Source organism: Weissella koreensis KACC 15510, from assembly GCF_000219805.1.
In the GTDB taxonomy this organism is placed as follows: Bacteria; Bacillota; Bacilli; order Lactobacillales; family Lactobacillaceae; genus Weissella; species Weissella koreensis.
Genome location: NC_015759.1, coordinates 831,213 through 855,087, shown reverse-complemented (window position 1 = coordinate 855,087; position 23,875 = coordinate 831,213). Strand labels below are relative to the sequence as shown.

Here is a 23,875-nt window from a genome sequence, read left to right as displayed (position 1 = left end):
AAGCCTGGGATAAATCTATCCCAGGCTCTTTTTATTTATCATAATCAACATTAAGTCTACATCAATCATTACTATTTAATTTATTGTTTTAGATTTCAATAAATAAAAAAGCACACCGGATCCATGATCCAGGTATGCTTAATTTATTAACAATTAAATTTTAATCGCGAGGATACAATGTTTCTGCATCTCCCTTAGATTCTTCTTTGTGCTCTTCAACTGCTTCAGACACTTTTTGACTAGCAACTTGCTTAGCTTCTTCATATGACATTGGTTGATCATCATTTTTTTCAACCTTTACTGAAGTTGGCATCTTACCAGTTTCATAAAGACTAAGAATTTGCTTCTCATCCAATGTTTCAAATTCAAGAAGTGCCTTCGCAATGGCCTCATGCTTATCTTGATATTGAACAATAATATCATGCGCACGCGCATACCCTTCGGTTGTCAATCGACGAACTTCTTCATCAATTAATTGAGCCGTTGACTCAGAATAAGGTGCACCTTCACCATAAGGATTATTGAATGATTGACCATTCTTTGCTAATTGAACCATTCCAAGTTTATCAGACATTCCATACTCAGTTACCATAGCGCGAGCAATTCCAGTTGCCTGTTCAAAGTCGTTTGATGCTCCTGAAGATTGTTGCTTGAACATCACCATTTCAGCCGCACGACCACCCATCAAACCAGCAATTTGGTCTTCAGCGTTATCCTTTGACATCAACATTTGATCTTCACGTGGCAACATAATTGCGTAACCACCAGCGCGTCCTCGTGGCACAATTGTTACCTTATGAACCACACGGGCTTCATTCAAAACCAAACCAACAATAGCGTGACCAGCTTCGTGATAAGCAACTGTTTCGCGTTCCTTTGCTGAAACAACTCGATCCTTTTTAGCTGGACCAGCAATAACACGATCCTCAGCTTCATCCACATCATTAGCTTCAATAACATTTTTATTTTGACGAGCTGCCAACAAAGCTGCTTCGTTCAAAAGATTAGCTAAGTCCGCTCCCACAAATCCAGGAGTTTGCTTGGCAATTTCTTTCAAGTCCACATCTGGACCTAATGGCTTATCCTTTGAATGTACCTTTAGAATTGCCTCACGTCCTTTAACATCCGGTTGTCCAACCAAGATCTTTCGGTCAAAACGACCTGGACGAAGCAAGGCAGGATCCAAAACATCAGAACGGTTGGTTGCTGCAATCACAATCACCCCTTCATTACCCGAGAATCCATCCATTTCAATCAACATTTGGTTCAAAGTCTGTTCACGTTCATCGTTTCCACCGCCCATACCTGAGCCACGCTTACGACCAACCGCATCAATTTCATCAATAAAGATGATTGATGGGGCTGACTTTTTAGCATTTTCAAACAAATCACGAACACGACTAGCTCCAACTCCGACGAACATTTCCACGAAGTCTGAACCAGAAATTGAGAAGAACGGCACGCCAGCTTCACCAGCTACGGCACGTGCTAGCAAGGTCTTACCAGTTCCGGGAGGTCCCTCTAACAAGACACCCTTTGGAATTTTAGCTCCCAACTTGGTGAACTTACTTGGGCTACGCAAGAATTCAACAACTTCAACCAATTCTTGCTTTTCTTCTTCAGCTCCAGCAACATCCCCAAAGCGAACTTTATTTTCCTCAGGATCGGCTGGTTTAGCCTTAGACTTTCCGATGTTCATCATTCCACCAGATCCGCCACGACCACCTTGACCCATACCGCTCATCATAAGCCATAGGAATCCAATCATAAAGATCATTGGTAGAATCGTTACTAACAATGATCCCCAAACATTTGAATCTTCTGGCTTTGTACTAATTTCAGTATTAGTTTTATCTGCAGCTTGGTTAATTGCCTTCAAAGTTGAATCATTTGGCAAAGCGTTAACTTCAAATGAAGTGACCTTAGGCTTAGCATTGCCCATAACTTTGGCCATTAAAGTTCCTTCTGCCGCAGCAGATACTTTTTCTGTCTGTGGTTTGCGATAATCACCTTTAATATCGTAAACACCAGCTCCTGGCTTAATTTCAATTGATTTAATTTTCTTATCGTTCAACTGTTTAATAAATGTTGAAGTTTCAATCTTCTTAACGGTATTAGTATCTTTTGGTCCAATAACCCAATAAACTAATCCTAATACTGCTAGAAGCATAATCACATAAAATAAACTCTGTCGAACAAAATTACCACTCGGGCGATTTTTCATGCTTCGTTTCTCCTTTAATCCACATTATTTTTTAATTAGCCATTCCAGCCAATATCCTAATGCGTGGGGGTTATCTCATGATCTACTAGATTAGCATGCTCAGAAGCATAAACTTCCTTCTTCAAAATACCAACATATGGTAAATTGCGATAAAGTTCTTTTCCATTAACACTATAATCAAGACCATACCCAACAACAAAGGCTTTTGGTACGTCAAAGCCAATATATTCTACATCTTCTTCTACAACTCGACCTTCCTTTTTATCAAGAAGGCTGGCTGTCTTAACACTATTAGCACCACGTTGTACTAGTAACTCTTTCATAAACTTTAATGAGCGCCCAGTATCAACGATATCTTCCATAATAATAACATCGCGATTTTTAACATCGCTTTGGATATCAGTTACCAAAGATACTTCGCCGGAACTAGTAATTCCACCATTATAGCTTGACACATTAATAAACTCAACTTCAGTATATTCCATGTACCGCATTACATCTACTGCCCAAAGTGCAGCTCCCTTTAATACAACCAAAATAATCGGGGTCTTATTTTCATAATCATGTGCTAATTGCTGTCCGACCCGTTTAGCCGCCTCAGCAATCGCTTCTTGACTATATAGGACTCGCTCGATATCATTATCCATCTTAAATACGCTCATTGAATTGTCCCCTCATGTCAGGCATTCTATCTTTTTTAAATATACCCTCTTATTTTATCATGAATTATCAATTAAAACTGATTGATTTATGACTTTTTGTAAGGTTAATTGACGTTTATCACGAACTGCTTGTAAATCATGAGAAATTTGGACAGATCCTCGGTTTACATTCGGATTTTGCATCAATTTAATAATTTGATATAACTGTTGATCTTTAATTTCATATTCTTGCTGCTGATTAACCCACTTTTGTAAAACTAATATTTGTATATCTGTTTCAATTACTTGCCAATCAAAGGTTCCCATTTCAATCTCACGAACCTGCGCATCTAGAATTGGTTCAACCAACTTTAAGAGCGTCCCTAATTGATCCATCGTTTTTAACAAATGTGGCGCAAATTTATGGTTAATTTGTTTCAATTCTGGAATGATACTCTGACGTAGTCGATTACGAGCATAGGTTTGGTCATAATTAGAACTATCTTCGATTACCTTTAAAATTGGTTTCTCAACCAACTTAGGTAGCTCTGCTTTTGAAAGGCCTAAGAATGGTCGTCTTAAATCTAATCCATCACGTATTTGACGCATAGGCATCCCCATTAATTGTTGTAACTGAGAGCCACGCAAAAGTTTAAATAACATCGTCTCGACTTGATCATCTTGATGATGAGCCGTCACAATAATATTAGTGTCCCACTTCAATGCTTGTTGCTTTAAAAGCACATAACGACGCTCACGAGCTTGTTCTTCAATTCCGTGTTGTGGAATTTCTGCCCAATCAATCCGTTGTATGGCTGTATGCACAAACCGTTCCTTATTTTGATCAAGCCACTCTCGAACAAATGCTTCTTCCTCAGCAGCATCGGCTCTTAATTGATGATTAATATAAATTACACTGACTTTTGGTTGCATCGTAAGCGGTAGAGATCCATCTGTTAGCCAAGTTGCTAGATGTAATGAATCAAACCCGCCTGATAAAGCAACCACTACATGTTCACTGCTATTAAACAATTCAGCCGCTTGTAATTTTTTAATCAGTTGCATTTTCATTGTTTTTGACTGAACCATCCAGACTCTCCTTTAGTTGACCTTTTCTAATAAAAAAGGCTGGAAAATAATCCAGACCTTTATAATATTTATTTATCCGGTAAATTGAAGATAACTTCACCTTTTTTGGTGTACATATAATGTTGACGCACATATTGTTCAACATAATCTTCATTCTGTAAATTGTTTTTTAATTTAACTAGACGTTTATTTTCACTTTTAGCTTTTTCAACTTGTTGTTCTACTTTTAAACTGCGTGCTTCAGCTGTCCTTAATTGTAAGTAATTCCCAACCCCAGTTACCATAATCACACTACAAAAAATACCTGCAACTCCGTAAATCAATTTAGCGCGTCGCCGATGTACTTGTCGCGTATGAATCCGTTGTTTCTCCGAATTATATTGAATAAAACGTGCTCCAGCCGGATCCAATGGTTGAATGTTATTTTTTTTTGAATACGTTGGACCATATCGAGTTCCTCCGGTCAAAATTAAACTATTGGTAACGTTATCATTACATGTTCAACCGGGGCAGTCGATAATTATTAATAAATCTTAATAATTTTATAACTATTCACCTTGATCTTGTAAAGCATCCTCACGCAATATTTTATACATATGTTCAGCATCTTCTTTTTTGGTCGTTTCAATAATACGTTCAATTTCAAGAACCATTAAACGATTTCCGAATTTAATCGACAGCTCATCACCATTTTTAACATCAGATGAAGATTTCGCTACCTTACCATTAATCGTTATTCGTCCTTGATCTGCGATTTCTTTCGCCACCGACCGCCGTTTAATCAAACGTGAAACTTTTAAAAATTTATCAAGTCGCATTTTAAATTTACCTCATTTTTATTTTCTATAAATTTTTTTAATAATTTTTGCACCTTTGGGCAATAAATTTATTTCATCGATTTTTAAAATTTTCCATTTCAAAACTCCACCGACAAATACTATTATACCAAATAGTACACCCAGCATTAAAATCAAAATAACTGTCATTCTTTGATTACCTAACCATGCTTCTAACATATTTTCAGTCAAGCAAACTACAAACATCATAATCCCACTTAATCCTAAACTTTTAAATAAGAGTTTTCGCAAGTTTAAACTAGCCCATAAATTCTTTGGAACACACCAAATTGTATAGCCTAAAATCGTTAGCAAACCTATGAATGTGGCCCAACTTGCTCCATTTAATCCCATATAATACATTAGCAGATCATTCATAAACCATTTAATGAAGATTCCAATAAGAATAGAGGTCATTAAATTCCGAGTCCGATTCATACTTTGTAAAATTGTAACCAAGACTAAAAGCAATGTAGCAGGTAACATAGACAATAGATAGATTCCTAGTGCTAGCGTACCTTCTCGACTACCAAATAAGCTTTGATTTAATTGAGGCAACACCGCCAACATTCCACCCGTCGTTGCAATGATTAAAAGAATAGAAAGTCTCATTGAACTAGCAAAATCTTTTTCAAATTTTTCAGTCTGAGCTGTGACAAAATAATGCCGTAAATTTGGAACCAATGTGGTACCAATACTTGTGGCTAAGACCATTCCCAATTGAACTAATGGTTGACCTCGATCGTAGACACCTTTTAAATTCTCCGCTTGAGCTTCATGCATTCCACCAAGGACTAAATTTGATTTAACCGTAAAGGCATCTACTAATTGAAATAAAACTAATAGTGCAGCTACTAAGACTAACAAGCCTCCTTCTTGCCACATTCTACGAGCTAAAATACGCCACTTAAATTGAGAAACCTGCATAAAATTTGCTTGATCTACTTGATTGATTATATAAATTTCTCGATATTTTTTAAACATAAATAGAGCCGCAAAAATCGTTGCGATTGGTGCACCAGCCATGGCCCAAGTTCCCATTTTATAAACCGACCATTGCTGCTGGTTAGCCCAAATAGCAACGAATACAATTACGCTCACTCGAACAATTTGTTCAACAATTTGCGAAATAGCTGTAGGGACCATATCAAATTGTCCCTGGGAATATCCCCGTGTCGTCGCTAACAAAGGCATTAATAAAAACATCCAAGCGACCGCCCTGATGACCGGGGTCAAACCAACATCCCCTCCCATTGCTTTGGCAATCAAAGGCGCACCAAAAATTAAACCACCAAAAATAATTAAACTGATTAATGTTAATAAATGGTGCAACCGCTGGGCCATAAAACGAGCATGGGCTTCGTCAGGTTGCTCACTGACTAGTTTAGAAATCACCAAGGGCCATCCGCTCAAGGCCAAAACCACACCGATTCCATAAATCGGATAAACTTGCTGATAAACATAAAAGCCTCTGTTACCAACTAAATTTTGTAATGGAATTCGATATAGAGCACTTAAAATTTTTGCAATCAACCCAGTCAACGTCAAGAGGCCTGCTCCTGCCAGTAAATTATTATTTTGATCCTTCTTTTTCGTAGGTTGCATTAAAGGCCTCCAAAAAGATTTTCAATCCACTTAACCAATCATCCACCGTCATATTCGGTTGAATAATAATATCAATTTGTGCCGGTTGAATTGATATAGCTTGTCCTCTTAAATGTCCTTGTTTCAAAGCTACTAACCAATCAACTTGATTCCAATTAGTTTTCGGATTGAAAATCACATTGATAATTTCTGAACGTATTTTATCGCGAGAAATTTTAGTTATACCAACTTGATCAGCCAAACGTTTTAATTCAGCGATTGTTAGCAAACGTTGTGCTGCTAAAGGTAATTCTCCATACCGATCTAATAAGTCTTCCTCAATTTCAGTCAAATCATTAGCTAACTGTGCCCGACTAATTCTTTGATAAAGTTCGATCTTAGGTGCTCCACCTGGAACATAACTTTCAGGTAAGAAAGCTTCAATTCCAAGATCAATTTCTGCATCAGCTTTCACTTCAACTTTGGGTTTACCTTGCTTAACGGCAACCGCTTCTTGAAGCATTTGCGTATATAGATCATAACCGACCGTATTAATAAATCCATGCTGTTGTGACCCCAATAGATCACCAGCTCCACGAATTGAAAGGTCTCGCATTGCGATTTTAAAGCCTGATCCTAGTTCAGTAAAATCACGAATCGCTTCTAATCGATGTTCACTGACTTCCGTTAACGTTCGATTAGCTGGATACATAAAATATGCATAAGCTAAATTATTTGAGCGACCAACTCTTCCACGAATTTGATAGAGTTGGGCCAAGCCCATTCGATCAGCTGATTCAACCACTAAAGTATTAGCATTAGGAATATCAACTCCAGTTTCAATAATGGTCGTTGTAACTAGCACATCATAATCACCATGAATAAAATCAAACAAAATCCCTTCCAGTTGAACCTCAGTCAGACGTCCATGAATAATTGCTACCCTAGCATCTGGTACTAAACTTTCAATATATAATCGAGTCTTTTCAATGTCATCAACACGATTATGTAGATAAAAGGTTTGTCCACCACGGGCCATTTCTCGCTCAATTGCCATAGCAATTTCGCGACCATTTTGCTCCATAACATATGTTTGAATTGGAAAACGATTTGCTGGAGGCGTTTCTAGAACTGATAAATCCCTAGCTCCCACCATAGCCATATTCAAAGTTCTAGGGATTGGGGTTGCAGTTAAAGTCAACACATCCACATCTGTTTTAAGTTGTTTTAATCGCTCTTTATGCTTCACACCAAAACGTTGTTCTTCATCAATAATCAATAATCCAAGATCCGCAAATTCAACATTCTTACCTAATAATTTATGTGTTCCAACGACCATATCGATTTCATGATTTTTAAGTTTTTGAATAATATCTTTCACTTCTTTAGCCGACTGAAAACGTGACAAGATCGCCATTTTAACGTCAAAATCATCAAAACGAATTTGCATTGATTCAAAATGTTGTTCCGCTAAAATCGTTGTTGGTACTAACATCGCAACTTGCTTATGATCATGAATCGCCTTAAAGGCAGCTCGAAAAGCTACCTCAGTTTTTCCAAAACCAACATCTCCAACTAATAAGCGATCCATGGGTTGAATCTTTTCCATATCTTTTTTAATTTCGTTGGTTGCTTGTAATTGATCATTCGTTTCAGGATACGGAAAAGCAGCTTCAAACCGTTCCACTTCAGAATCATCTTTGGAAAAAGCAAAGCCACGTTTCGCCTCACGTTCAGCATATAGTTGCAAGAGTTCATCAGCCATATCTTCAACACGTGCAGCAACCTTACGTTTAGCTTTAACCCATTCAGTCCCACCCAATTTATTTAGTTTCGGCGCTTTTTCACCAGCACTAACATATTTTTGCACTAAATCTAGTTGCGAAACCGGAATAAACACTTTACCTGATCCACGATATTGAATTGTAATGTAATCTTGTTTAATACCTTTAGTTTCTAAGGTGGTAATTCCTTCATAAATTCCAATTCCATGGTTCACATGAACAACATAATCGCCCACTTTTAATTCATTGTAACTTTTGATGCGTTCAGCATTACTTAAAGTTTGTCGACGTGGAGCTTTTCTAGTAATAGTTTTAAATAACTCTTTTTCCGTTAAGACAACTAACTTTAATAACGGTATTTCAAACCCTTCGTGTAAGGGTAAAGTCGTTAATTGTGTGCGATTAGGGATCAGTTTATCAATATCAACAGTATTAACTGGTACCTTAAAATCATTTAAAGTTTGTTCTAATTTATCTTGTCGCTCTAAGGTGTTTGTTAAAAATATTATCGTATAATTTTGTTTCTGCCATCGACTAACTTCAGCTTGCACCATTGGCATTTGATTATAAAATTGCTGGGTAGGACGAATCACCATATTTGTTAATGAATCTTGTTTAATACTGCCCACGCCACGTCCCATAGGGGATAATATCAAATTAGCATGTTGATCTTTTTGCACTAGTTTTTCCAGATCAGGTCCTTGCTCAAAATTAGGTAGAACTTTATTTTGTTCAAGCCGATCTGTCCACCAATCCATTGCATCAATTTGTGCTTGCCTAGAATTTTCCATCATTCGAGGATAATCATCATAGATAACAATCCCTTGTTTTGGTAAATAATCCAGTAAAGTCGTTTGATCTGGATACAGGTAAGCCAAATATTGTCGCATTTCAGGTACAATTGTTCCTTGTTCTAAGGCTGTTAACAATGGCTGCATGGACTCTGTTAGATGTCGTTTAGCTGCGCCATCTAATTTATCTCTGGCAGTGGTCAAGGCTAAATTCAATTTAGTTTGCGCCTGTTTCAAATCATGTTCGTCAGCGATTAAATCCGTCACTGGCAATAATTGCACCGTCGTTAATTGTTCCAAACTTTTTTGCGTCTCTACATCAAAAGTACGTAAAGAATCTAGATCGGTATCAAAAAAATCCATCCGAATTGGGTTTTCGTAATTTAATGGGTAAATATCAATGATCGATCCTCTCAATGAATACTCACCAGGAGAATTAACGGCGTCAACTCGTCGATATCCCATGGTATTAATCATAGATTGCAATTGATCTAGTTGATAAATTTGTTCAAAATCGATGGTAATGGCCGCATTTTCAAATTGATTAACACTAGGTAAAACCTGATTCAAGCCTGCATAACCTGTCACAATAATTGGCTGTTTACCATGTCGTATTTTTTCTAAAGCTGTAACGCGCGCTAACATTGTGTCCAATGAAGAAAGTGCAATCTGTGCACTCAGCGTTTCTTCTGCTGGAAAATAAATAACTTGCTCTTCGTCGAGTAGACCTACTAGATCTTCCGTTAGTTGTTGTGCATGAAATTGGCTATCGGTTACCAATAACATGGGCTGCTTTAATGATTGATTCAAGCCACTTAAATAAACCGAACGGGCACTTCCGGTTAATCCGGTTAATACATGATGTCCACCTTGTTCAAGACCTTGTAGTAAATCATTATATTTTTGATTATCTGTTAAAAATTCTGATAGTCTCATCTTAAAATCTCTTTATTCATTTTTATTCGTCTATCTAATAAGAATCATTGTTTTCTCAAAGCATGTCACTTTAATTATACTGATTCATTAATTGATCCATGGGTTTTCCTTGAACAAAATCCTGCATCATTTTTTTAGCCACTTCGATACTTTGATCTACTGTAATGGCATCATCTTTATTAAATTTACCCAGCACAAAATTAATCACTGCTTGCTTTTCATGCTTTGGATGGGCAATGCCAAACTTTAATCGATTAAAATTTTGAGTCCCCAGTTGGCTAATAATTGATTTAATTCCATTATGTCCTCCGGCAGATCCTTTAGTGCGCAACCTCAAACGGCCTAATTCCATATCCATATCATCTTGAATAATTAAAAGATCTTCAATAACTAAATTATAATACTTCATTAAAGGAGCTACCGCTTCACCTGATAAATTCATATACGTTGTTGGCTTAACTAAAAGGACCTTGTCTGTCCCAATCCAACCCTCGGCCACAAAAGCATGATGTGGTCCATCCTGTTTAAAATTAATTCCTAATTCTTGAGCAAATGCATCAATGGTCATAAACCCGACATTGTGCCGCGTTTGATCATATTCTTTTCCAATATTTCCTAAACCAACAATTATTTTCATTTTATTATATTCTCACTATCCATTGATTTTTATTGTTTAACTTCTATTTTCATTAAACTTTTTTCCATTTAAAATTTTCTGATATAAATAATTATTTTACTTAATTTTATTTTAACTTCCATTGAAAAATCCCAAACAAATCATCAAGTACATTCAAATTTAGTCGTTTTTTTAAATGGATAAGCTTAAAAAGATTATATGCTTAATATTGTACCATTCTATCCTATGCGATGTGCCTTCTAACTTAGCTCTAAGGTTATTCGTCATTGTTTGATTCAAATATAAATCAGCTTAAATTGTGCCTCATTAAAATTAATCATTGACAAATTTTAAAATATTATTTATTTTTATGATGCTTTCTTTTACTTTATGCTATTCCATGTTAAAATTATTAGATTAAGATTAGAGAAAGAGGATAATATGCTGGAATCACTTATTAAATCTAAAGATGAATTAGTTACAGTTTCCGAAGATGCATCCTTGGAAGATGCTCTCCGAATTTTTGAGACTACCTCATTTCGAGCTATTCCAATTTTAGATACTACCGGAACATTATTTCGTGGTGTCATTTATAAAATGCATATTTACCAGGCCCAGGCGCAACAAAGAGACCTTACCCAACCGGTAACTTCTGTGATGCGTAACATGACTAAATTTATCCAAATTGATGCAACTTTTTTTGAAACTTTTTTTGCACTCCAAGACCTACCATTCATCTCCATTATTGATGAAAATCATAATTTTATTGGAATTTTAACTCATTCATCTATGATGAATATGTTGGCTTCATCTTGGCAAACTGATCAAGGGCGATATACGCTAACTTTACTAACCGATGGAGAACGCGGTAGTTTAGAACGAGCTGCCAAATATGTTTCGCGCTATTCAACCATTTCCAGTGCTGTTTCTATAGATCCAGATCAAAATGCCCTAACTCATCGAATTATTTTTACGCTACCAAATCAAGTTGATGAAGATGTGCTTTCTAAAATTATCAAGCTATTATCACGAAAAGGTTTCCGCTTAGAATCAATTGAAGACCTAAATAAACAATCATATTTAAGTTAAGAATAAAATTTAAAATAATATTAATTAAGCTACTTAAATATTGGATTTATCATAATATAAAATATAGTTAACATTAAAGTAACAAAAATTTTAAAAGGTCGGAATAAAATTCCGACCTTTTTTATTAGTATTTAAAAAATAAAAGCCTTAAACAGTCGGACATAGCCCCGCTTAAAGTCTCCTGACACTTAATTCTATATATCTAATCCCGTTGTTTGGGTTGGAGAACTTTTGCCTTCATTTGTGTTGGATATAAAATTTCAACCTTAACTGCTGATTGCTTCAAATTTTTACTATGAAAATTCAAAGAATTTGATCCCATTACTAAACCTATGAACATCATAAATGACACTAGCAGGGTAAAAATACTAATTAAAATTTCCCACCAATTATTCCATAACATATCATCATGTCCAAGACGTCCAAGAATAAAATTAAAAATAACTAGAACCCAGATAAACCAAGTATCTAATCCGGTGTCTCGTAAACGACGCACTGTTAAAGCAGTACTTGGAATGATCAAAATAATTCCAATCACCAACGTTAAAACAAAGAATCTTATAATATTATTATAGATTAATCGTTCAAATTGATTAGTCTCAGCATGATGTACTAATATATACATCGAACCAGCTAATCCGCCCAATAATATCACCAGACCAATCATGGCCCATAGAGCCATCCACCAAAATTCAGCCCGAGTTGATCGTCCCTTGAAATCAAACCCACGACGCCAATAATTTTTAAATGCTTGCCAAAAAGAAACCATTCAATTACCCCCTAAATATGATATATATTATCTTAACACGATAATTAAACAAACATTATTTGAGACTACAAGTTACAAGCTTTCCACCACTTAATAAGACTTTGTTGAACTTCATATTTTCCTCCAACCACTTAAATTTGATAAGGAAATAAAAACGCCTTGAAAATTAATTCAAAGCGTATCATTTGATAAAAACTTAATTCTCAATATATTTTGCCAAGACAGCATTAACTTGCTTAATAGGGTGATATCCAACTAAACGTTCAACAATCTCACCATCTTTTTTAATCAACAAAGTTGGGATTGCTTGAATTCCAAGTTCTTCTGAAGTGGCAGGATTTTCATCAACATCCATCTTTGCAAAATAAACTTCTGGATGTTGCTCAGAAACAGCTTCAATTACTGGGCTTTGCATCTTACATGGTCCACACCAAGTTGCCCACATATCAACCAAAGAAACACCTTGGCCGGTTTTTTGTGCAAAATCTCGATCGTTAACTACTTCTACTGTCATAATAAAACTCCTCCATTATGGGTTATTCCATCAAAAAGTCGTTCATTTATTTGTTTCCTCTATTTTGACGGAATTAAGCTATAACGTCAAGCTTTTCTTACTAAAGGTTAGCTAAATGCTAATTCCGACCAATTCAGATCGCTGTTCCATTTCTCCTGCCCGTTGAATTTGCAATGTTTGCGCATCATTAATTTCAGTATATAATTCGGCTGCCAAAGCCTGCGGAATTTTATTAGCTTCAACGCCTTGTTGAACAAAGGTAAATTCATATTGGAAGGCACGCAAGAATAAATTATTATCCACTTCTACCGCTTGTTTATAATCACGACGAATTCGGTTAAAAAATGTTTCCATGCTCTTCCGAACCATATCAATAGATTGATTATCTCCATGTCCAGTTCGAAGCCGCTCTTCCATAATTCCATTAATTTTTTGATCTGTTTGTTTGGCAACTTCTTCGTTCAAATCAAGTAACTCATTTTGCATATTTTTCCAATTATCAAGCATTTCTTGACGTGATAAATTTTTGAATTGTTCATATTTAGCACGATTCTGCTTAATTTGTCGTTTTTGTTTTGGACTAAAATCATAGTGAGATCTTTGATCATTCACATCCTGTTGAGCATGCCATTTAATTTCATGGAGTAAATGTTTAATATTTCGACGCATCCGTTTTCTTTGAACTTTGCCTAATCTATTGTGTAAATGCTTATCCCCATTCGTTCGAATTCGATCCACCATCTTTTCATAAATTGTGATGGTTTGTTTACTATAACGACTTCGTACATCAGAACTATGAATATAATCACTCACGAAATCTTTCATATCAATCATTTCAGTTTGATACAATTGTGTAACCACTTCACGCTTAGCGGTACCCCAACCTTTTTGCGATAGAAGTTGTGAAGTTAATGCTTCACGAACTGAACGATCTTCAATTTGCCCTCGTATTTGTAAAATCGCAAAATCGACCATTTTACCCCGGAAGTGATTTAATTCCTCTGCTGTATAATCTTCTTTTTTGACCGGTAACAATATCGGCAAAACAATCGCACTAACCAACATACTAAATAGAATTACAATTGAAGCAACAATGATTAATTCTTCACGGTATGGAAAAGCGACGCCACCAATTCTTTTAGGTAAAGAAAAGGCCATGGCCAAGGTCATAGTTCCATGAATTCCACTTACTGCAAAGACCTTTGAATAAAAAGTATGTTGTTTTGTATTGTTTGCCCCAAATAAAATCTGCGCTGAGCCTTCATGCTCCCATTGGGCCCAAATATAACGAATTAGGAACATCATTACATAAATAATACCGCTTAAGCCTAATAATAGTAAAATGGTCGAATTATCCATTTTGAAAAACTTGCGTGCGACATCTGGTAATGCAATCCCCAAGAACAAAAAGACAACGCTGTTTAGTATTTCTGAAATTGTTGACCAGATAATACTTTGACTGACTTGAACTCGAGTTGATGACAATCGCAATCGATTGGCTTCCCAATTGTGAATAATTCCCGTAGCTACTACCGCCAAGATTCCAGATGTACCAAAATGTTCGGCAATTAAATAAATGACGAACGGCGTCAAAAGACTGATTGGAATGATTGAAATTTCTGGTTGATCAACCCAAAAATTCAAATTAACTCGTAGCATGACAATTAGCCAACCACCAATCAATCCGATTAAAATTCCACCAATTGCTACAAAGAGGAAATGGTTAATTCCACCAATAATTGACAAATTTTGATTACCTAGGACTGATAGGGCTAAATCTAAAATCACCAGTCCTGTTGCATCGTTAAATAATGATTCTAACTCTAGGGCCTCACCAACCCCACTAGGCATTTCACTTCCACTAGTCATTGATTTAACAGCGACTGCATCAGTTGGCGTTACAATGGCTGCTAAGGCGATCGCCATCGGCAATGTCCACTTCGTCTCGATAAAATTAGTCATAAGACCGATGATCAATACCGTTGCAGCTGCCAATACTACTGATAAAACGAAAATCAAACTAAATCGTTCTCGAATTTTTTTAATTGATTGTCTTTGTCCATCCACGAACATCAAAGGCGCAATAATAGCGACCATAAAAAATTCCGGCTCTAATTCGAATCCGTTAAATATTTTGGTATATGATAATAAAATACCAACTAAAATTAAAATAAACGCTTCAGGAATTTTAGGAATAAATTGTTTAACAATATTTGTTCCTACCACCCCAATAACTAGTAACGCTACGATATAATACACTCCTAATACCTCCAATTTATTATTTCCAACAAAATAAAAGAGTGTGATAAATCCCTTTAAAACTATAAACTAGCGTATTTTTTCAATTTAACTTATACAAATTAAATTTAGAATACGGTAATTAATGTTTTTTTAACTCCATAACAAAGAGGCCGAGATCATTTTGTCTCAGCCTCTAAATGATTATTTTTGATTATCGGGGGTAACATCTTTAACCCCTGGATGTCCAAAATCATTATTATAAATGTCTTGTGAATTTTTTTGCTTATTTCTTTCACTTTTTTGACGGAATTGATAATAGCTATAGTTCGCTTGATTACCATTTTCCATTGTTTGCCTGATTTTTCGACGTAAAAACCAATAAATTAAGAATACTATTGCTAATCCAATTAAAATTAGCCAACCTATGATTCTAAATATGACACCAATTACGCCGAATGCGATGTGAAAGACTGGCATACCCACACTAAGTAATACACATGCCAACAACAGCCATAACATCCCTTGCATAAATCGACTCATTAATGTTACCTTCCTTTTCTGATTATATATTGCAACAATTCTCAACTTAGAACTATTTATATAAATCACCTTTTTACAATTAATTTTACTTAAATTACTTCATTTAAGTGTTATTAGTATAACTACCACCCAAATATTTGTCTATTATTTTTACTTATCCGGTTGTTTTTTATGTCTTAATGGTAAAGCAATATCAAAGGTTGTTCCATGCGGAATAGTATCTTCAACATTAATTTTACCTCCGTGCCCTTCTACAATCCATTGCACAATAGATAGTCCCAACCCATGACCGCCACTTGCTCGTGATCGTGATTTATCGACCCGATAAAAACGATCAAACAAATGTTTTTTATCTTCAGCTGAAATTCCTTCCCCATTATCAATAATTTTAATTCGCGCCGTACTACGTAATTTTTTCAATTGAATAGTAATCGTTGTATTCTCGTCTGTATACTTATGTGCATTATCAACTAAATTAAGAATTAATTGCCTTAACCTTTGACCATCCCCATCAATAATTAATTCCTCGGGCATTTCAAAATTCAAATTTTGATTTTTTTCCTTAAATTGAATCTCTAAAATTTCACTGACTTCCTTAATAATTTCCACTAAATCAGTAGGTTTAAAATCAAACATCGTCACTTCTGCATCAGCCTGTGCTAATTTCAACATATCCGCTGTTAACTTGTTTAAATGTCTGACCTCAGTCAATGAATTAGCCACATTTTCTACTTGATCCATTACTGAATCATTAGGATGTTCAAGCATCGTCTCCAATTTATTTTGAATTACCGTCATTGGCGTTTTAAATTCATGTGCCGCATCCGCCACAAATCTGCGCTGCTGTTTTAATGCGCGCGTGATTGGAATCATATTCGTACGAGCTAAAATAAAGGCCATAAGCAATAATAAAACTTCAGACGTTCCCATAATCAATAATAAACGACTTGAAAAGCGTTCCACCATATCATGTTCAACCCCAATATTTTGGTATGAAACCATGGTCCCGCGTTTATAAAACATATACCAACTTTGGTTGAAATATTTAATATATACTCGATTTTCTTTAGGTAAAAATACTTTTTGTCCATGTAAGTAGCTATTACTAATTACATTTTCTCCACTATTTAATAGATTCGCCTGATTAGAATCAAATGGTTGCTTCACCCGCATAATTGGGTTACTGTAAACCACTTCTCTAAATTGCCTGCCAATGAAGGAACCAACAGCCCCGAAAACCACCGTAAAGCCGACTGCGATCAAGATGGTTACCTTCATTTGTGTTGACATGGCCTTCCTTAATCGATGCATTCGATTAAAAAAACCGTTGTTTGTAACTTTATCGATCATAAAGTGTCCTCATCAATGACATTCAAAGTGTACCCTACATTTCGTAAGGTTTTAATTTGCAAATTTGCGCCAGCAATCCGAAGGTTTTTACGTAGATTCGACATATACACCTCGACCACCGTCAAAGATGTCTCAGAATCAAAGCCCCACAAACGATCAAAAATTTGATCTTTTGTAACAATTTGATCTTGATGCTGAATTAAATAAACTAATAGCCCAAATTCACGCCCCTGAACATTAACTTGTTCTTCATTCACCATTACTTGATGCTTATCAATACTAATTTCAACATTTCCAACTTTCAAAGATCCTTCATCCCCGATTAAACCAACATGTCTTAATAAAGTTTTGGCACGAACTAAAAGTTCTTCTTTATAGAAGGGTTTAGTAATATATTCATCTGCACCAAGATTGAAACCATGCATTTTATCTTCTAAATCATCTTTGGCTGTTAACATTAAAATTGGCAATTTAGGTAACTCAACTCGGGCTCGCTTCAAGACGGTAAAGCCATCCATTTCCGGTAACATAACATCCAAAATGACTAAATCGTATATTCCAGATAAAATTTCAAAGAGCCCTTCTTGACCATCATAAATTTGAGTTGTTTCACCCAAACTATCCACTGTGATTTTGATCGTATCACTTAAAGCCTTGTCGTCTTCGATAATTAATATTTTTACTGATTGAGTTCCCATTGTTGTGCTCCTAAATTGTTTTTCTTCTATCTTACAAATCAAACCTTAAAACATTCATTATCTTACTAATAAAATCCATTATTAATCACTCAATCGAGTTACTTGCGGGCGATCATTTTCAAAATCATCATCTGCCTCAAAATTACTTACTTCAGAATGTGGTGTAAAATTAGTCACCAAATTATTATTTTCAGATCCTAAAACATTTTGTAAAACCTGCTGTAATTGCTTTAATTCATCATGTGTTAATCCTACACCTTTACCCATTTTATTATGGTCAGGGCTCCAAGAGCGAAGATCAAACTTGGGCTGATTATCTCCCCATTGAACTAAATTTAATTCTAAGTTCCATCCAGATTTACTGGTAGATAATATCCCAAACTTCTCAATAATCTCAAATTTCAGCTTTCCACGTTCAGCCATTTATTTTCCTCCTTCTCCTCAAGAAAAGTTTTTATCCGATCTTTATTGTTTATTTCTGTTCTAAACAAACCCCATGTCATGCGCCACTGAAGTTTGCAATAATTTAGTGATCTTTTCAACATCATCCGTGTAAGCCAAAACCCACATTAATTTAGCAACAATTGCTTCAGTATTCATATCACCAGCTGTAATTCCACCAGCCTCTACTACGCGTTGACCCACTTCATATAACGATATATCTTGTCCCTCTTCCAAAATTTGGGTTGTAATCACAACTGGAATTCCTGCATCCGTCAAACTTTGAATTCCAGGCAATAAGTTACGTCGTTCAAATGGTAATCCGCCATTTCCGAAGCTTTCAATAATCACACCATGCGCGTGGGTCTTCAGATAATCAAAAATATCTACGGTCATGCCAGGAAAGGCTTTTAACATAAATATATTTGTATCTAAGGACAAACTATTGGTTTGAAGTGGCAATGTTTCAGGCTCTGGCTGGAATAATTGATTAACCTTACCGTGCATCATCCGGGCAACGTAGGGATAATTAATTGATTCAAAAGCATCGTAACTTTGAGTTTTAGTCTTAACCGCCCTAGTCCCCACCATTGCTAAGCTATTAAAGACAATAAAGACACCCTTTAATTCGGTATCATGAATAAATAATAATGCATCTTGTAAATTTGATTCTGCATCAGTATATTGCATTCCCAATGGAATTTGTGAACCCGTTAATACTACTGGCTTGTCAAACCCATATAAAAGATATGATAAAGCTGAAGCAGTATATGCCATTGTATCAGTACCATGCGTTATGATGAATCCATCATAATTTTCTGCATGTTCCTGGATTGATTGCGCAATCAATATCCAGTCTTCAGGCTGCATATTAGTTGAATCTTTGGCCATTAAATCTAAAACTGATAATTCAACCTCAGGTTCTGGTTTAAAAAAAGCAATTAATTCATCGGCTGACATATTAGGAGCCAATCCTTTTTCTGTGGCGGCTGATGCAATCGTTCCACCGGTCGTAATTACTAAATATTTTTTATTCATGTGCTATCCGTGCCTCCGCTGCTGCAGCTACCGCCGCTACCAAATCGTCAATAAAAGTATTAACGCGTCCGCCATTTTTTTGAATGTCATTTAATTGACCAATTACTCCTGGTTTAGTTCGATCTAAAAAGCCAAAATTAGTCCATGAAATCGTTCCATAAACACCCAAAATAGCCATGACCATATTTTCATCAGTTCCATAGGTCTTATGATCAGTTTTAATACGAGATGCTAAAGGTTCTGGTAAAGCTCCCGCCTCGGCTAAATCATCAAGGGCAATCCCCGTCATTACAGCATCTTGAACTTCAGTTTTACGTAAAACATGTTTTACACTATCTAGCGATACATCGATCGTTAGCTCTGGTATATAGTCGGCTTGTCCAGCCTGTACTAAGACCGCAATATCTTTTAAATTTACACCATGTTTTTCAAACAAATCCACTACTACTTGATAATTATCAGTCTCAACTAAGTCCATACTACTAACTCCTCGTTCTCACATTTATTCGATACCTTCAACTTACATGTTGAAAATATTTATTAACTTCATTTTACCATTTAACGCTATTCAATAACTAATGTTAAAGGGTTCATTTTAAACCGCTAACTAGATCAAAATAAATGCATTAACCAGCGTTACAATTTAACTATGGCTATAGAACATAGTTTCCACAACATTTAAGGCTTCCAACTACGAATGTTTTTTAATAAATTCAATAAAAAAGAAGTTGAAACATTTTTGTCTCAACTTCTATAAATTCATTCTAAAATTTAAAGGTTCTACATTTTAAGCTTACACCCTAATTCTCTTAGAAATTTTTAGCATATATATTTTAATATGATTAGTCTTCTGTCTTTAGTAAGTACTTTGCAGCAACAGCAGCAAGTGCTCCACCAGCCAATGGGCCGATAATGTATGCAGCCATGTTAGTCAAGGCTCCAGTACTTCCCATGAAGGCCAAGATAACAGCTGGTGCCAATGAACGAGCGGGGTTCAAACCAGCTCCAGTCAAACCAACACCTAAGACGATTAATCCAGTCAAAGTCAACCCAATTGCGATTGGGGCAAATTGTTGTCCCAATTCATTCTTGGGAGCAGTGATTGCCATAATTGCCAAGACAAAGATAAATGTCAAAATGAATTCAATCCAAGTAGCTCCCAAAACAGTAATTGGTGATTGGAAATTAGTAGCTCCCAAACCAGTCATAACCATTTGGCTCTTCGTAGCACTCAATGATGACATCAATGAAACTACAATACCTGAACCAACAAAGGCACCTAAGATTTGGGCCACAATGTAACCAAGGAAGTCGCGCCAAGTAATCCGCTTGTTGATTGCCATTCCCAAAGAAATAGCTGGATTGAAGTGTGCTCCTGAAATATTACCAAAGGCGTAGGCTCCAACGATTACGGCAAAACCAAAGGCCAAGGCAATTGGCATTGCTCCAAATGAAGTTCCTCCAAAGACAACACTACCAGTACCAAAAGTAACCAGAATCATGGTTCCAATAAACTCTGCAATATATTTACGCATTTAAAAATCCCCCTTTTAATATTAAAAATATAATAGCTCTTAAAAATATATTATACCATACACCTTAAATTTAACTTGGATCATCAAATTATAAGTGAAATTGATGTATTTTTACCGACCGATTAATTTTCCAGCAGCTTCATCTAAATTAAACCACATAGCATCAGCATTGGTACGGAATTGTTCCACCCAACTCAACTGATTTTCCGCTGGCTCTACTAAACCAATTTGTTCTTCGCCAAATCCAATCACATCTAATCCCGTGAAGGCTGGGTTCCAATGAACTGTATAGTAATGTCCTGACATCCGTTCATCCAATAATGATTGGAAACCGTTTTTAATTGATTCTTTAATTACATCTTCTTCAGCAACTTCAAAACCTGCTTGTTGCATCATCACAACTTGAGTTTGCACTTCTTCCATCGTTTCTGGAATCTTATTGATATTATCCATATTCTTCCCTTCTTTCAATGTCGACAAATATAACATTTATTCTATTACAATACATTAATAAAACTAAGGTCATTAATAATTTTAACAAAATTCTAATGTATAATGGTACTTATTATCTTAAATTGAAAAGGAGATTACAAATGACAGACGCAGTTACAGCGCATGAAATGCAACAATATGATCAATATACTATTAATGAAATTGGCGTTCCGTCCCTTGTTTTAATGGAACGCGCCGCTTTGGCTGGAATCGAAGTCTTAGGAGCTGGTCAATTTGACTTATCACAAGTTTTAGTTATCGCTGGACTAGGTAATAACGGTGGCGATGGTGTTGCCTTAGCTCGTTTATTAATGCAAAAAGGGGTCCATGTCGATTTGCTTTTTGTAGGTGACGAAAATCGAGCTGCACATAATAATGCCATTCAATTAGAAATTGCTAAAAAATATGGATTAACCCCTGTTAATAAGGTCAAAGACTTTCGTCAATACACCGTTATCGTTGATGCTCTATTTGGAATTGGCCTATCAAAGCCAGTTCCAATCAAACTAGGTGAAATGATTAAACGAGTGAACGCTGCTAATGTTCCCGTTGTTGCCATTGACGTTCCATCAGGAATTAACGCAACTACTGGTGATATCATGGGATCTTCTATCCGAGCCACTGCAACGGTGACTTTTGCTTACCCTAAAACGGGACTATTACAAGGAGAAGGGGTGAAACGTTCTGGCTCAATATTTGTAAAAGATATTGGAATTTATTCACCTGCTGAATTACATCAATTTAATCCTGAAATTAAGGAGAATTAATAATGAATATTACTTTAATCGGGGCAGGACCTCGAAACCTAGCTTTATTGCCTCGTCTAATTGCCCATGCCAATCAATCTTCACAACCAACTAACATCAAAATCATTGATCCCTTTGGTATTGGTGGACGCGTTTGGCGTGTTGAACAAGACCCTAATTTTCTAATGAATACTGTCACTTCTCAGTTAACACTATTTACTGACGACACCATTCAAACTTACGCTCCCATAATTTTAGGTCCCAATTTCTATCAATGGGCCAAGCAATATGGAATCGCATATATTCAAAAAAACAATTTCATGAATGCCGAATCTTTTTTTGACGAAATTGCTAAAATTAATCCTAATCGTTTTAGTTCACGAGCCCTCTTTGGTGTCTACACTAAATGGTTCTATGATCAACTATTAACTGATTTGCCACAACACATTCAAATTCAATTCATTCAACAATCAGTGATCGAAGTTCATCAGTTAGCTTCAAATCAATTTAATATCACAATCCAAGATGGTCAAAGTTTCACCACGGATGAAGTAGTCATGGCTTTAGGCCATGTAGATCAATCACAGAGTCTTGATGAAATTAATTTAGCTGATTATGCCAAAGATAATCAATTAACATATGTACCAGCAGGTCATCCTTCAGAAGCTAATCTACAACAAATTAAATCTAATGAACCTGTTATTTTACGTGGTTTAGGACTCAGTTTCTTTGATTACATTGCCAAATTAACAATTGGCCGAGGTGGTAAATTCATTCGCAACCAAGCTGCGGAACTGATTTATCAACCATCCGGACAAGAACCTAAAATAATTGCTGGATCTCGTCATGGTATTCCTTTGCACGCCCGTGGTACCAATCAAAAAATCAGTGGAAACGGTTATCAACCTCGCTTCTTTACTCCCGCAACTTTAGATCATTTTGCGGAAAAGCATAATGGTGAAGTTACTTTTGACTTTTTTATGAAATTGATTAAAAAAGAAATTAGTTATAAACACTATTTAAATATTATTAGTGATTTAGCTGTAACTTGGCCTTTTAATGCCAAAGAATTTTTGGATGCTTTAGCAAATTCTAATGATATTGATACTACGGCACATGAATGGGGCTTACCAGAAGAGTTAATCATGGATTGGGATTTAATTTTACATCCCTTTACTGATGCGACTGCCGAAAATTATCAAGACGCCTTCATTTCATATTTAAAGTGGGATATTAATGATGCTAAACAAGGTAATGTTGATGCACCTTATGCTGGGGCTTTTGATATTTTACGTGATATTCGCAGTGTTATACGGCACTATGTCCTCACAAATTATCTAAATGATCAGGAATACCCTAAATTCTTGCGTGAATTTAATCCATTTAATAATATTATTTCAGTTGGACCGCCTGTTTTACGAGTTGAGCAAATGCACGCCTTAATGCAAGCTGGAATTTTAACAATTACGGGTCCTCAAATTAAAGTTACAACGCAACACAATCAATTTATTGCCAATGATGTCTTTGGTAACCAGTATCCTGCCACTCAACTGGTAGAAGCTCGTCTACACGGAATTAATATGAACACTAGTACTAATCCATTAGTTCAAAACTTAGTTAAAGACCAATTAATCAGCACTAAAACTTATCAGGAAGCTGATGGTACACCGTTTGAAGTCGGCGGTGCGGTAATTAATCGAACCAATATGACCTTAGTTAATCAACAAAACCAAGAAATACCTGGATTAAGAATGTGGGGCGTTCCCACTGAAGGTTGGTCATGGTTTACTACTTTTTCACCACGGCCAAACGTTCATGACAAAATTTTGCAAGATGCAGAAAATATTGCTAATACAATTTTTGCCAAATTATAAAAATTAACTTTCGTTATTTTGTTTAAATTAATATATATTTTTGAATT

22 protein-coding genes are annotated in these 23,875 nt (G+C 35.8%); 3 read left to right on the top strand and 19 right to left on the bottom strand.

Annotated elements, in window-relative coordinates:
- Positions 1-160 precede the first annotated feature (160 nt).
- The 8 genes from ftsH to pth form a co-directional block, all read right to left on the bottom strand.
- Positions 161-2,224: an ATP-dependent zinc metalloprotease FtsH gene (gene ftsH / locus WKK_RS04125; RefSeq protein ID WP_013989564.1), complete on the bottom strand. Its 2,064-nt coding sequence runs from the start codon at positions 2,222-2,224 to the stop codon at positions 161-163.
- Positions 2,225-2,280: 56 nt separating this feature from the next.
- Entirely contained in the window at positions 2,281-2,871 is a 591-nt protein-coding gene (hpt, locus tag WKK_RS04120; protein ID WP_041942404.1) for a hypoxanthine phosphoribosyltransferase, read from the bottom strand.
- Positions 2,872-2,943: 72 nt separating this feature from the next.
- Positions 2,944-3,954, bottom strand: coding sequence for a tRNA lysidine(34) synthetase TilS (gene tilS / locus WKK_RS04115; protein WP_013989562.1), 1,011 nt, complete (start codon positions 3,952-3,954; stop codon positions 2,944-2,946).
- A gap of 68 nt (positions 3,955-4,022) precedes the next feature.
- Complete coding sequence (locus WKK_RS04110; protein WP_013989561.1) at positions 4,023-4,421, bottom strand: FtsB family cell division protein; 399 nt, start codon at positions 4,419-4,421, stop codon at positions 4,023-4,025.
- A gap of 81 nt (positions 4,422-4,502) precedes the next feature.
- On the bottom strand, positions 4,503-4,772 hold the full coding sequence (locus tag WKK_RS04105) for an RNA-binding S4 domain-containing protein (protein ID WP_006844851.1): 270 nt from the start codon (positions 4,770-4,772) through the stop codon (positions 4,503-4,505).
- Positions 4,773-4,790: 18 nt separating this feature from the next.
- Positions 4,791-6,395, bottom strand: coding sequence for a putative polysaccharide biosynthesis protein (locus WKK_RS04100; protein WP_013989560.1), 1,605 nt, complete (start codon positions 6,393-6,395; stop codon positions 4,791-4,793).
- Positions 6,364-9,885 (bottom strand): transcription-repair coupling factor, encoded by a 3,522-nt coding sequence (mfd, locus tag WKK_RS04095; RefSeq protein WP_013989559.1) that lies wholly within the window; start codon positions 9,883-9,885, stop codon positions 6,364-6,366. The genes WKK_RS04100 and mfd overlap by 32 nt, the downstream gene beginning before the upstream one ends.
- Before the next feature lie 70 nt (positions 9,886-9,955).
- Positions 9,956-10,522, bottom strand: coding sequence for an aminoacyl-tRNA hydrolase (gene pth, locus WKK_RS04090; RefSeq protein WP_013989558.1), 567 nt, complete (start codon positions 10,520-10,522; stop codon positions 9,956-9,958).
- A gap of 420 nt (positions 10,523-10,942) precedes the next feature.
- On the opposite strand from pth, the gene cbpA reads away from it, so the two are divergent.
- Positions 10,943-11,590 carry a cyclic di-AMP binding protein CbpA gene (cbpA, locus tag WKK_RS04085; RefSeq protein WP_013989557.1) on the top strand — a complete coding sequence of 216 codons (648 nt, stop codon included), beginning with the start codon at positions 10,943-10,945 and terminating at the stop codon, positions 11,588-11,590.
- 202 nt (positions 11,591-11,792) lie between these two features.
- On the opposite strand, the gene WKK_RS04080 is transcribed toward cbpA, so the two are convergent.
- From WKK_RS04080 to WKK_RS04030, 11 genes are all read right to left on the bottom strand, one after another.
- A complete protein-coding gene (locus WKK_RS04080) occupies positions 11,793-12,359 on the bottom strand; it encodes a DUF805 domain-containing protein (RefSeq protein WP_013989556.1) in 567 nt (188 codons plus the stop codon).
- A gap of 196 nt (positions 12,360-12,555) precedes the next feature.
- Positions 12,556-12,873: a thioredoxin gene (trxA, locus tag WKK_RS04075; protein WP_013989555.1), complete on the bottom strand. Its 318-nt coding sequence runs from the start codon at positions 12,871-12,873 to the stop codon at positions 12,556-12,558.
- 111 nt (positions 12,874-12,984) lie between these two features.
- Positions 12,985-15,132, bottom strand: a complete 2,148-nt coding sequence (locus tag WKK_RS04070; RefSeq protein ID WP_013989554.1) for a cation:proton antiporter — start codon at positions 15,130-15,132, stop codon at positions 12,985-12,987.
- Between the two features lie 183 nt (positions 15,133-15,315).
- Positions 15,316-15,654, bottom strand: coding sequence for a hypothetical protein (locus WKK_RS04065; RefSeq protein ID WP_006844843.1), 339 nt, complete (start codon positions 15,652-15,654; stop codon positions 15,316-15,318).
- A 150-nt stretch (positions 15,655-15,804) separates the two neighbouring features.
- Positions 15,805-17,004 (bottom strand): sensor histidine kinase, encoded by a 1,200-nt coding sequence (locus tag WKK_RS04060; RefSeq protein ID WP_013989553.1) that lies wholly within the window; start codon positions 17,002-17,004, stop codon positions 15,805-15,807.
- Positions 17,001-17,702, bottom strand: a complete 702-nt coding sequence (locus tag WKK_RS04055) for a response regulator transcription factor (protein WP_006844841.1) — start codon at positions 17,700-17,702, stop codon at positions 17,001-17,003. Before WKK_RS04055 ends, WKK_RS04060 begins: the two co-directional genes overlap by 4 nt.
- An 81-nt stretch (positions 17,703-17,783) precedes the next feature.
- Positions 17,784-18,125, bottom strand: coding sequence for a YdbC family protein (locus WKK_RS04050; RefSeq protein WP_013989552.1), 342 nt, complete (start codon positions 18,123-18,125; stop codon positions 17,784-17,786).
- Between the two features lie 60 nt (positions 18,126-18,185).
- Positions 18,186-19,181 (bottom strand): asparaginase, encoded by a 996-nt coding sequence (locus WKK_RS04045; RefSeq protein ID WP_013989551.1) that lies wholly within the window; start codon positions 19,179-19,181, stop codon positions 18,186-18,188.
- Positions 19,174-19,659, bottom strand: coding sequence for a phosphatidylglycerophosphatase A family protein (locus WKK_RS04040; RefSeq protein WP_006844838.1), 486 nt, complete (start codon positions 19,657-19,659; stop codon positions 19,174-19,176). Before WKK_RS04040 ends, WKK_RS04045 begins: the two co-directional genes overlap by 8 nt.
- A gap of 364 nt (positions 19,660-20,023) precedes the next feature.
- Positions 20,024-20,716 carry an MIP/aquaporin family protein gene (locus WKK_RS04035; RefSeq protein WP_006844837.1) on the bottom strand — a complete coding sequence of 231 codons (693 nt, stop codon included), beginning with the start codon at positions 20,714-20,716 and terminating at the stop codon, positions 20,024-20,026.
- 111 nt (positions 20,717-20,827) lie between these two features.
- On the bottom strand, positions 20,828-21,169 hold the full coding sequence (locus WKK_RS04030; RefSeq protein WP_013989550.1) for a hypothetical protein: 342 nt from the start codon (positions 21,167-21,169) through the stop codon (positions 20,828-20,830).
- Positions 21,170-21,309: 140 nt separating this feature from the next.
- Here WKK_RS04030 and WKK_RS04025 point away from each other — a divergent pair, with 140 nt between their 5' ends.
- The gene (locus WKK_RS04025) at positions 21,310-21,975 is read left to right on the top strand and encodes an NAD(P)H-hydrate epimerase (RefSeq protein WP_013989549.1); all 666 of its coding nucleotides are present in this window, start codon (positions 21,310-21,312) and stop codon (positions 21,973-21,975) included.
- Between the two features lie 2 nt (positions 21,976-21,977).
- On the top strand, positions 21,978-23,828 hold the full coding sequence (locus tag WKK_RS04020) for an FAD/NAD(P)-binding protein (protein WP_013989548.1): 1,851 nt from the start codon (positions 21,978-21,980) through the stop codon (positions 23,826-23,828).
- Positions 23,829-23,875: the final 47 nt, after the last annotated feature.